The sequence below is a fragment of the Pseudomonas sp. genome, from assembly GCF_035277045.1.
Taxonomy (GTDB): Bacteria; Pseudomonadota; Gammaproteobacteria; order Pseudomonadales; family Pseudomonadaceae; genus Aquipseudomonas.
Window position 1 is genome coordinate 1 of record NZ_DATELE010000305.1, and the last position, 11,534, is coordinate 11,534.

At 65.0% G+C, this 11,534-nt stretch carries 5 protein-coding genes and 1 rRNA gene; 1 reads left to right on the plus strand and 5 read right to left on the minus strand.

Annotated elements, in window-relative coordinates:
* On the minus strand, positions 1-994 hold a 994-nt coding region (gene mmsA, locus VJS90_RS20670; RefSeq protein ID WP_324123492.1), incomplete at its 3' end, for a CoA-acylating methylmalonate-semialdehyde dehydrogenase.
* 94 nt (positions 995-1,088) lie between these two features.
* Between mmsA and VJS90_RS20675 the strand changes: the two genes are divergently transcribed.
* Positions 1,089-2,039, plus strand: coding sequence for a LysR family transcriptional regulator (locus VJS90_RS20675; protein WP_324123493.1), 951 nt, complete (start codon positions 1,089-1,091; stop codon positions 2,037-2,039).
* A gap of 10 nt (positions 2,040-2,049) precedes the next feature.
* Here the strand turns inward: VJS90_RS20675 and recD are convergent, their stop codons facing one another.
* The 4 genes from recD to rrf form a co-directional block, all read right to left on the minus strand.
* Positions 2,050-4,125, minus strand: a complete 2,076-nt coding sequence (recD, locus tag VJS90_RS20680; RefSeq protein WP_324123494.1) for an exodeoxyribonuclease V subunit alpha — start codon at positions 4,123-4,125, stop codon at positions 2,050-2,052.
* Complete coding sequence (recB, locus tag VJS90_RS20685) at positions 4,122-7,802, minus strand: exodeoxyribonuclease V subunit beta (protein ID WP_324123495.1); 3,681 nt, start codon at positions 7,800-7,802, stop codon at positions 4,122-4,124. Before recB ends, recD begins: the two co-directional genes overlap by 4 nt.
* A complete protein-coding gene (recC, locus tag VJS90_RS20690; protein ID WP_324123496.1) occupies positions 7,799-11,281 on the minus strand; it encodes an exodeoxyribonuclease V subunit gamma in 3,483 nt (1,160 codons plus the stop codon). Before recC ends, recB begins: the two co-directional genes overlap by 4 nt.
* A gap of 171 nt (positions 11,282-11,452) precedes the next feature.
* Positions 11,453-11,534: ribosomal RNA gene (gene rrf / locus VJS90_RS21920) — 5S ribosomal RNA — on the minus strand; the annotation flags it as partial.

The window sequence follows — 11,534 nt, forward strand, 5'->3', positions numbered from 1 at the left end:
GTCCGACATCGGTCCCCGGCTCGCTCCCCGCGTTGACCTTGAGCCTGGCCGCCAGGTCCCTGAGCTCGGGGATCCATTCGCGCGCCTTGCCCACCAGCACCGCCACCGAAGTCGCCATGCAGCGCTGCCCGGCCGCGCCGAAACCTGCGCCCACCAAGGCGTTGAGAGTCTGCTCGCGGTTGGCGTCCGGCAGCACAACCGCGTGGTTCTTGGCCCCCATCATCGACTGCACACGCTTGTTGTGCTGGCTGGCGAGGTTGTAGACATGAGTGCCGACCTCGGTGGAGCCGACGAAGGAAATGGCCTTGATGTCCTTATGGGTGCAGATGGCGTCCACCACCTGCTTGCCCCCGTGCACCACATTGAGCACGCCGGCTGGAACCCCCGCTTCCAGCGCCAGCTCGACCAGCATCATGGTCGACAGCGGGTCCTGCTCGGATGGCTTGAGCACGAAGGTGTTGCCGCACACGATTGCCATCGGGAACATCCACAGCGGAATCATCGCCGGGAAGTTGAACGGGGTAATGCCCGCGCAGACGCCGATCGGCTGGCGCAAGGTGTAGGTATCGACACCGCCCGCGACGTTTTCGGCGAACTCACCCATCTGCAGGGTGCCGATGGACGCGGCATGCTCGACCACCTCCAGACCACGGAAAATGTCGCCTTCGGCGTCCGCAAGGGTCTTGCCCTGTTCGGCGCTGAGGGTCTGGGCGATGCGCTTGGTATGCTCGCGGATCAGCGCCTGAAGCTTGAGCATGATGCGCATGCGGGCGCCGACAGGGGTGTCACGCCAGGTCTTGAAGGCGCGCTGGGCAGCGGCGACAGCGGCATCGACTTCTTCCACCGTGGCGAACGGCACACGCGCCAGCACCTGCTGGGTGGCCGGATTGACCACATCGCGCCACTCGTTTGTCTTCGATTCGACCCACTGGCCGTCGATCAGCAGCTTGACCTGCTCGACCTTGGCCTGGTCTGGGGTATGGGGTGCGTTCATCTGCGCTCTCCTGGAATTATTGTTGGGGACGAGGCTGAATTCGAGTATAGATGTGCAAACTTCCAACAAGAACGCACATAAAAGCCGGACCATCATGCAAAAAAACCTCACGTCCCTGAGCTCGTTGAACTGGGATGACTTGAAGTTCTTTCTGGAAGTGGCGCGTACCCGCAAGGCCAGCAGCGCGGCCAGGCGCCTCAATGTCGACTACACCACGGTGTCGCGGCGCATTGGCTCGCTGGAAGTGGCGCTAGGCACCTTGCTGTTCGAGAAATCGCGCACCAACGGCTTCGTGCTCACCGCCGAGGGCCAGCGCCTGCTGGGGTACGCCGAGTCTATCGAGAGCACCCTGCACATGGCGTGCGAACAGGTATCGGGCTCGGGGGTTGCGTTATCGGGGCATATCCGCATGGGCTGCACCGAGGGTTTCGGCAGTTTCTTCATCACCCCGCAGTTGAGCCACTTCGTCGACGCCTACCCTGCGATTACCGTCGACATCCTGCCCCTGCCGCACTTCATCAGCCTGTCCAAGCGCGAAGCCGATATCGTCATCGCCCTGGAGCGCCCCGAGCACGGGCCGTACGTGTGCTGCAAGCTATGCGATTACCGGTTGCGCCTGTATGCCACGCAGGATTACCTCGATACCCACGCCCCGATCAGTCAGGCCAGCGACCTGTCCGGGCACCCCTTCATCAGCTACGTGGACGACCTGGCCTTCAGTTCCGAACTGCTGTACCTGGCCAACCTGATCCCCAATGCCACCGCGCACCTGCGCAGCACCAGTGTCATCGCACAGTACACCGCGGCGCTGCAAGGCCGCGGGCTGGCGATACTGCCGTGTTTTCTCGCGGCCCAGGACCCTCGCCTGGTGGCGGTGCTACCGGATCAGGTGGAGGTGACGCGGCAGTTCTGGATGTACTGCCGGGAAGACTTGAGGAAGCTCAAGCGGATTACCCTGTTGTGGGAGTACATCCGGGACATCACCGAGCAAAACGCCGGCTTGCTGATGGGTTCCACGCGGGAGATGCGTTTTATCGGGGGCTGAGAAGACCCGATCAGACCTCCTCCAGCATCAACCCCGATATCCGCCGTACCCTGCGCGTCACCGCCTCCTCGAAAATCCCCTGCCGCGGCTCGATCAGGCTGAAGCAGTCCTTGGCGCGGGTGATGCCGGTGTAGACCAGCTCCTTGGTGAGCACCGGGTTGAGGGCGTCAGGCAGGACCAGTGCGGTGTGGCTGAATTCGGAGCCTTGGGACTTGTGCACGGTCATGGCGAACACGGTTTCGACTTCGTTCAGCCGGCTGGGCAGGACGAAGCGCACGCCACCCCGGCCGTCGTTGCGGGCGAACGCCACGCGCAGGATGGGTTCGCCCTGCTCGTCAGGCAGGCGCAGGGCGATGCCGATGTCCCCGTTCATCAGGCCCAGACCGTAGTCGTTGCGGGTCATCAGGACGGGGCGGCCCTCGTACCAAGGCTGTTGACTATCGATCAGCCCGGCTTTGTCCAGAACGCGCTCGACCCGCTCGTTCAGTCCCGTGACACCCCAGGGGCCTTTGCGCACCGCGCAGAGCAGCTGGAAGGTCTCGAAGCTCTGCAGGACGTCACCCGCCCAGTGCTCCCAGCGCGGATCGTCTGCCGGGGTGCCGAGCGCGGGGCGCTTGCGGGCGATGGTGTGCAAGTAGCACCGGTAACCCTGGGGGCCATCGGCGCCTCGGCCCAGGCCGTCGAGCAGCAGGCGGTCGAAGGCCCGGTCCTGTTCGCCGCGCAGGGCCAGGCTGAAGACATCGTCGGGCGCCCGGGTGAGCAAGTCCCGCGCCTGTTGCGCGTGCTGGCGGTTGACCAGGCGAGCAAGCTGGCCAATGCCGCTGCCTTCGCCAAAGCGCCGCGAAAACCGCAGCATCACCACTTGCTGGGCCAGTGGGTGCTGTCGCGCATCACCGGGGCGAAGACCGCTGGCGGCCAGGGACTCGCCGCTGACCTGCTCCAGCCAGGCGCAGGTCTCAGGGGAATAACAGCCCTCCTCGGCATCACGGCACAGGTCGCCGAGCACGGCGCCCGCCTCCACCGACGCGAGCTGGTCCTTGTCGCCGAGCAGCACAAGGCGTGCCCTGTCTGGCAACGCGTTGAGCAGATTGGCCATCATTTCCAGGTCGATCATCGAGGCCTCGTCCACCACCAGCACGTCCAGCGGCAACGGGTTGCCGGCGTGATGACGGAAATGCCGCGAGCCGGGACGGCTGCCAAGCAGCCGGTGCACGGTGCTGACGTCGGTGGGGATCTGTTCGCGCACCTGGGCGCTGACGGTCAGACGTTCGACCTGCTGCCCGATCGACTCGGTCAGGCGCGCCGCGGCCTTGCCGGTCGGTGCCGCCAACCGGATACGCAGTGGTCGCCCCTGCTCGACCGCCGGGGCCTGCAGCAATGCCAGCAGGCGCACCACGGTGGTGGTCTTGCCGGTACCGGGACCACCGGTGATGATGCTGAATGCGGCGCGGGTCGCCAGGCCACAGGCGAGCTTCTGCCAGTCGACCTGGCCAGGCATGGCGCCGCCCTCGAACAGTTGCGCCAGCCGGGACGGCAGATCGCCTGGCACCGGCTCGGCTTGCGCCAGGCGATCGCGCAAGGCCGCGTCGATGCGCCGCTCGTATCCCCAATAGCGCCGCAGGTACAGGCGTTGACCGCTGAGCACCAGGGGACGCGCGCTGTGCGTGGAGGTGCTGCCATCGGCCACCAGGGGACTGCTGGCTATCCGTAGCAACCAGGCGGCCAGATCCTGGCTGGCCAGCAGTTGCGAAGGCAGCAAAAGTGGGCCAGCCAGGGCATCGCCTTCCGGCGGCAGCGACAGCGCGAAATCGGGCTCGGCCAGGGTCTGCTCGATGTCCAGGCACACATGGCCATGGCCCAGCTGATGGCTGGCAAGTGCCGCCGCCAGCAGCACCAACGGGTCGCTGCCTGGGGCAAGCTCCTCGAGGAAACTGACGAAGGCCCGGTCAAGCGCGCGCAGCCAGCCACGCTCGACCCAGCGATCCAGCAGGATGAGCAGGTCACGGCTGGCCTTGAGGGGTGTCAGGGCTGCCAGGTGCGCGGCCTCGAGCGGGGTCGGCAGCAGGTCGTGCAGTTGTCGGCTCATGAGGCGGCTCCGGTAAACAGGTCTTGCTGCTCTGGCGCATGTTCGCCCCGGAACAGCGCATCAAGTTGTTCGATGAGGCTGCGCGGCGGCTTGACGAAATACACCCCATGAGTCGCGGCCGCCGTGCCACGCAGGAACATGAACAGCGCACCGCCAACATCCCGGTCATAGTCGTAGCCCGGCAGGCGCGCGCGCAACTGCCGGTGCAGGGCCAGCAGATAGAGCACGTACTGCAGGTCGTAGCGATGGGCGAGAATGGCCTGCTCCATGGCCTGTGTGCTGTAGGCCAGGTCGTCGGGACCGAGCCAGTTGGACTTGTAGTCGGCCACGTAGTAGCGGCCGTCGAGCTCGAACGCCAGGTCGATGAAGCCTTTGAACATGCCGTTGAGCTGGGTCGGTTGCGCGGCCAGCCGCGCGACGCCGTCATGGGTGTGTTGCGCCACCAGTTGATCGAGTCGCGTGGCATCGACGTGATGGCTGGCGAACCAGAACTCCATCTCGATCTGATAATGACGAAGCTGGCTGAGCATCAGCACCGGGCCATCCGGATACAAGGGCATCGGTTGACCGAGCAACTGCCGCAGCCACTGGTCGAGGGCGGGAATCCAGCCGGTCCAGTCGCGCCGGTTGCAACGCTGTCCCACGGTCCGCTCGATCATCTGCGGATTGGCGCTGACATGGGCGAATGCTTCGCGCCCGGCCCACTCCAGCAGGCCGTGCAGGAAGGTACCCGGGTTCGGTCCGCGCGGAAATCGATGGATATCCCCACCGCCCGCCGGCACCTCGCGCAACTGCTGGACCTCTGGACGTTCATCGTCGAGCAATTGCTGCGCTTGTGAGCTGTCCTGGGTAAGGCCCTCTTCGCCAATGCGCAGGGCACTGTAGGAGGCGATCCACCAGTTTTCGGCGGCCTGGCGCCGCGGCTTGCGCAGAGGCAGCAGCTCGCTGCCGGCCTTGGGGTTGAGATACGCCGTAGCGGTGCTCTCGGGCAACGGCTGGCAGGCGATCGCCGCACATTCCGACTGCAGCGCCCCAAGCCACTGTTCGAGATGGTTGGAGCTTGGCAACTGCGCGCCTCCACCGAGCAGATAGCCCAGCGCCGAACGGTGCAATTGCGAGGCCTTGTTGCTGCCCCGCTTGAGATCGGCGATGCCGAGCCAGCAGGCATGCTGGGCGCGGGTCAGGGCCACGTAGAGCAGGCGCAGGTCTTCGGCCAGACGCTCGTCATCGGCGCGCTCGATCTGCTCGCGGTCCGGGGTCAGGGTCAGATGCGCATGACCTTCGCTGTCGTGCCAGGCAAGTGGCAGGCGCTGGCCATCGACAGGCTTGCTGGTACAGATGAACGGCAGGTAGACCAGAGGGTATTCGAGACCCTTGGACTTGTGGATCGTGACCACCTTGACCAGTTGCTCATCGCTTTCAAGGCGCAGGATCTGCTCTTCACCGGCCTGGCCGGAGCTGGCAAGGTGCTCGGCCAGATGACGGATCAGCGCCTGTTCACCGTCGAGCTCGGCGGAGGCCTGCTGCAGGAGCTCGGCCAGGTGCAGGAGGTTGGTGAGCACACGCTCGCCGTCACTGCGGCCGATCAGGGTGCGCGGCAGGCTGAAGTCATGCAGCAGCCGCCGAAGCATGGGCAGCACGCCTTGTCGCTGCCAGGTCTGGCGATAGTCCCGGAAGGTCATGACCCATCGTTCCCACACCCGTTCATCCTGGTTCAATTGCTCCAGGGCGCTCAGCGGCAGGTCCAGGATCGTGCTGGCCAGGGCGGCTTTCAGGAGCCGCTCGGAGTCCGGTTCGGCGCAGGCCTTGAGCCAGGCCAGGAGGTCATGGGCCTCCTGGGTGGCAAACACCGAGTCCTTGTCCGAAAGGTACACACTGCGCACGTCCCGGGCAGCCAGCTCCGCGCGGATCAGCTGGGCTTCACGGCCATCACGCACAAGAATGGCAATGTCGGACGGCTGGCAAGGACGCAGCGTGCCGCTGTCATCCCGGAACCCGCTGCGGCCCTCCTGGCTGCTGTTGAGCAGACTGACGATGTGGGCCGCGCAGCTGGCCGCGAGATGATGGCGGTAGGTGGCGCCGGAGACCGGTTCGTCGCTGCTCAAGTGCCACAGGTGCAAGGCAGCGCTGGGTTGCCCGGCAATGATCAGTGCTTCATCGCGCCCCTTGGCCCGCACTTCCACGAACGGTAGCGGGTTTTCGTCACCCTCGCGGAACAGGAAAGCTCCACGCCCTTCAGGGCGAGCCTCGGCATGCAGGAATACCCGGTTGACCGCGCTTACCATGTCCTGGCTGGAGCGGAAGTTGGTGTCAAGGCTGTGCAGGCGGCCGGCCGTGGCGCGACGGGCGCTCAGGTAGGTAAAGATATCGGCGCCGCGGAAGGCATAGATCGCCTGCTTGGGGTCACCGATCATGAACAGCCCGTTCTCGACACGGTTTTCGCTGATGCGATAGATGCGCTCGAAGATGCCGTACTGCACCGGGTCGGTGTCCTGGAACTCATCGATCAGGGCCACCGGGAACTGCTCGCGGATCAGCGCGCCCAGACGTTCGCCAGCTTCGCCGCTGAGCGCCTGCTCAAGACGCAGCAACATGTCGTCGAAACCCATCTCCGCGCGCCGGCGCTTTTCCACTTCGAAGCGCGAGGCCACCCACGCCGCGGCGTGTTCCAGCAGGCAGGCATCCGGGCTCGGCAGCCCCTGGAGTCGCTGGCGAAGGCTCTCCATCGCATCCAGTGCCGGGTGCGCTGGCGGCTCGCCCACCTTCCAGGCCTCGGCCATGCCGGTCGGCGTCAGGCGCGTGAAGCCGGTCCCGATGTCGAGCTCGTGCGCCTGCTCGTCACTCGCCCAGGCCTTGAGTTTTTCGAACCAGGGCTCGAAATAACGGGCCTGCATCTTCCGCCCGTCAACCTGCTTGGTGGCCAATGCCTCACGGCAGAGCTGCAAAAGCTCGTCCGCCCACTGCGCCCAAGGCGCCTTCAACTCACCCAGCTGTTCGGCGCGTTGCAGAAGGACAGCGTCGATCAGCGCCTGGGGCTCTTCCTCGGCGCTCTGTACCCGCTGACGGCCGAAGAGCGGCCGCACCCGGGGCAGCAAGGCATCCGGACTGATCCAGTTGTCGCGTACCCAGCCGAGCGCCTCGCCCTGCATCGCGTAGCAGAAGCGCCGCCAGTAGTCGCGCATGACCTGCCCGAGCAGCTCGCTGTGGTCGGTCTCCAGGCTCTGGGTGAACAGGCTGCCACTGTCGAAAGCATGCTCGCGCAGCATGCGCTGGCACCAGCCGTGGATGGTCGAGACCGCCGCTTCGTCCATCCATTGCACCGCGACTTCCAGCCGGCTGGCGCACCTTGGCCACTGCTCCTGGGGGTAATCATCGCGCAGCTGGCAGAGCAGCGGGTCAGCCTCGTTGAGCTCATCACGGAAGAAACGCGCCGCCTCGGCCAGACGCGTCCGGATACGTTCGCGCAGCTCCTTGGTTGCCGCGTCTGTGAAGGTCACCACCAGAATCTGCGGCGGTAGCAGCTCACGCTCGAAGCCCTCCTCGCCCCCATGGCCGAGGATCAGCCGCAGGTACAGGGCAGAAATGGTGAAGGTCTTGCCGGTGCCTGCGCTCGCTTCGATCAGCTGGCTACCGTGCAAGGGAAAACTCAGTGCGAGAGGACGGGCCTGCTGGGTCATGCGGCGTTCTCCTGGTTGCCCAGGGTTTGCCAGGGCGCTTCAAATAACGGTCGGTAGAGGGCTTCGCACCAGCCCTCGAATGTCTCGTCGGCGCTCAGCGCGGCAAAGTCGCGGTACTGCCTGGCCAGCGCCACGCTCTCGCTGCGCTCGCCGAAACTGTTCTGACCATCGCCTTCATAGGCTCGGACAGCAGCGCTCAGGGCCTTGTCAGGATCGGTCTGTGCCAGCCAGGCAAACGCGGTCTTGGCCGCGACAGGGAGGGGCGCGTTCATGCCTGCCTGGCGCGCCACCACCAGGTCACCGAGCAGTTCGGCGGCGCGTGCCTGGGGTAGGGGTGCCAGCAGGAGGGTCACATCGCTGGCCACCAGTGCGCTATGCAACGCATGGCCAACCGCGCAGGCCGCCAGGTGCAGCACCCAGTTTGGTATCAGTCGATGCCATTTGAGGCTATTGCGGCCGCTGCAGATGGAATTGGGCACGGTGGTGATGCTCAACAGGCTGTCATCCCCGGCCTGGTAGACACGGCCCAGCCAACCCTCGAGTCGATGCGCGCCCTGCTCGAAGCGAATCGGCAGGGCGCTGTCGACCAGCTGTGGCCAGCGTTGCAACAGCTGGCTGTGACGGACCAGCAAGGCTGGCAACGGCTGTACCAGCTCCCCTTGCAGAAACTCGCCGAAGCCGGCCAGAGGCAGCAGACCGCTGGCCTGGAGGCGCCGCGCCTGGGATTGCAGCGCGCGATCGCTGTCCTGCGGCTCTGCCAGCGCGGCGCTCAGCAGGGTTTCGCTCAGGCTGTAGCGCTGCAGAGCATCGAGAATGAAGGGTTCTTCGTCAGCGAGCGGTGCTTGCAGTGCTTCAAAGAACACCGTCAGGCGCTGGCTGAAAAAGTGCCGCACCGGATGGCGCAGAAAGTCCTGCAGCAACGCCAGGCTCAGCGGTTCGTCACTGGTGTAGGGGGCCAAGGCCTGCCCACTGGCCGCGGGTGGCGCGCACGCCTCATGCAGTACACGCCATTCATTGGCATAGCTGAACAACGGGCTGCCCTTCTGGAAGTACCTTTGACTGAAAGGCTGCAGCGGGTGTTCCTGGGTCAACGCGTGCAGCAACTGCTCGCCCGCGTCCAGCTTGCCACCTTCGTGCGCGTCTGCTCGTCGCCAGCCGGCGGCCAGGTGATCGCGCAACTGCCCGATCAGCACCGAGGCGGGACGCTCGCTATTGTCTCTTATGCTGCGCCCGACCCAGCTGACGTAAAGCTGTTCACGGGCCGACAGCAAGGCTTCCAGCAGCAGGTACCGGTCATCTTCCCTGCGTGACCGATCGCCAGGACGGTAATCGCTGGCCATCAGGTCGAAATCGAGTGGAGGCTGCGCACGTGGGTAGTCGCCATCATTCATGCCCAGCAGGCAGACAACCTTGAACGGGATGGCGCGCATGGGCATGAGCGTGCAGAAGTTGACCGACCCCGCGAGGAAACGCTGGGAGAGCTTGCCTTGGTCCAGCCCCGACAACCAGGCTTCGCGGACCACGGTCAGCGGCAGCAGGTCATGAAGCTGGACCGACTCGCAGGTCTGCAGCCAGGTTTCACGCAGCGTCTGAAGCTGCACCAGCAGGTAATCGTCATGCTCGCTTTCGGCCAGGAAGAATACCTGGAGCAAGGCGTGCAAGCGTTCCCCCCACTCGGCTGCGGTGGCGGGCTGCGTCAAGGCATGACACGCGACCTCCAGGGCATCGAGCAAGGCAACCAGCGGGCCGATCAAGGCGGCATCGAGGCCGCCGATTTCGTCATAGGGTTCGATGCCATCGCATCCCTCTCCCATGCCTACCGCGTATCCGAGCAACATACGCCGCAAGCCAAACCGCCAGCTGTTCTGTTCCAGCCCCTCGGGCAGTCCCAGCGATGCCCGCTGTTCGGCATTCAGGCCCCAGCGTACGCCAGCACCCTGGATCCAGCGGTGCAGTGTCGGCAAATCACTTTCATGAATGGCGAAACGAGCCCGCAGTGCCGGCACGTCCAGCAGGTCCAGCACCTCGCTGACGGCAAAGCGGCTATCGGGCAGCTTCAGCAGATGCTCCAGGGCAATCAGCAACGGATCGCGGCCACGTTGGCCCTGGTCGGTCAGGGTAAACGGAATGAAGCGCGGATCCTTGCGGTCGAGCTGACCAAACACGGCGCGGATGTGCGGGGCATAGGTGTTGATGTCCGGCAGCATCACGATGATGTCACGCGGACGCAGCGAAGGATCAGCGCTGAAGCGGGCCAGCAACTGGTCATGCAGGATCTCCACCTCGCGCTGGGGGCTATGGGCGACGTGAAAACGTACGGAGCGGTCCCTGGCTGGATCGACCTCAGGCCATAGGCTGCGCGTCTCGGCCAGCGGACGCAGTTCGAGGATGTCATCCTGCAGCTGATTGAGCAGGTTATCGGGCTGCGCTTCGCTGAACAGGTCGATGCGCCCTTCGCTGAACACACCGCGGTAGCTGCCTGGATCGTCATAACTGTCGAGCAGGTTGATGTAGTCGCGTCCTTGCTTGCCCCAGGCCGCCAGCAACGGGTGGGCATGCTGGTGCATCGACTCGTCGTCGAGCTGCAGGGGCATGCCCTGCTTGCGTTGCTGACGCTTGTACTGGTGGCGCAGCAGGTCTTTGTCGGCCACGATATCGGCCCAATGGTGTCGGCAGGGGTTGTGCACGCACAGCAATACCTGGCTGAACCGCGACAGGCCAGCCAGCGCCTCCAGTGCCTGGGCAGGCAGCGAGGAAATCCCGAACACGATGACGCGCGATGGCAGGCCTGGCGGCGCCTGCTCGATCGTGGTGATGCGCTCGATGAAGCGCTGGTGCACCCCGGCCCGGCTCTGGGCCATGCCTTGCTCACCGACGTCCAGCAGCAGTGCCCGCCACAACTCGGCCTGCCAGCAATTGCCGGGGGGCAGCGGCTTGCGCTCGCCCCGTGCAGTGTTGAGCACATGCTCGCCTGCGGCCCAGTCCTTGAGCCAGTCGGCACGATAGACCTGATACTGGTCGAACAGGTCCGCCAGCCGTTCGGCCAGCTGGTAGCGCTTGCGCAGGTCGCTATCATCGGTCAGGAACCGGCGCAGGGGCTCGAAATGCGGCCGGTCGATCAATTCGGGCAACAGGCGCATCAACCGCCAGGTCAGCGGCGCCTTGTCGAGCTGCGATGCCTCGGGAATCTCGTCCCGCCCTAGTACTCGCCGGTACAGCTGCCACATGAAACTGCCTGGCAGTTGCACTTCGACGGCCGCAGCGATACCACAGCCGCCCAGGTCATCATCCAGCGGGTCTTCGGCCAGGGCCAGCTTGAGCCACTGGGCGATCCCGTTGCTCTGCACCAGGGCGATCTCGTTTTCCAGCGGCGCCAGGGGGTAACGGCGCATCCAGCTCACCACCAGGCTGCGCAAGTCGTCCAGCCGGTTGCTGTGGACAATCATGAAACCGGGCTGCAGCGTGGTGGTAGCGAACATGAGGGATTCCCTTGGGAGAGACGGCTGGTTCTCGGGGAACCTTATCATGAGGAACGCGCGTTTCAGTCGAGGCGCAGGACCTGGGTGTGAGGCTTTTTGTGTCGCGCGATCGCGACCCGGAAAAGACAAAACCCCTACCTGCTCGCGCAGATAGGGGTTTTGCGAAATGAATCTTGACGATGACCTACTCTCACATGGGGAAACCCCACACTACCATCGGCGATGCATCGTTTCACTGCTGAGTTCGGGATGG

Bases quoted from the DNA above. Each gene is read 5' to 3' on its own strand.
- VJS90_RS20675 (WP_324123493.1), top strand. From the start codon at position 1,089: ATGCAAAAAAACCTCACGTCCCTGAGCTCGTTGAACTGGGATGACTTG.
- recD (WP_324123494.1), bottom strand. From the start codon at position 4,125: ATGAGCCGACAACTGCACGACCTGCTGCCGACCCCGCTCGAGGCCGCG.
- recB (WP_324123495.1), bottom strand. From the start codon at position 7,802: ATGACCCAGCAGGCCCGTCCTCTCGCACTGAGTTTTCCCTTGCACGGT.
- recC (WP_324123496.1), bottom strand. From the start codon at position 11,281: ATGTTCGCTACCACCACGCTGCAGCCCGGTTTCATGATTGTCCACAGC.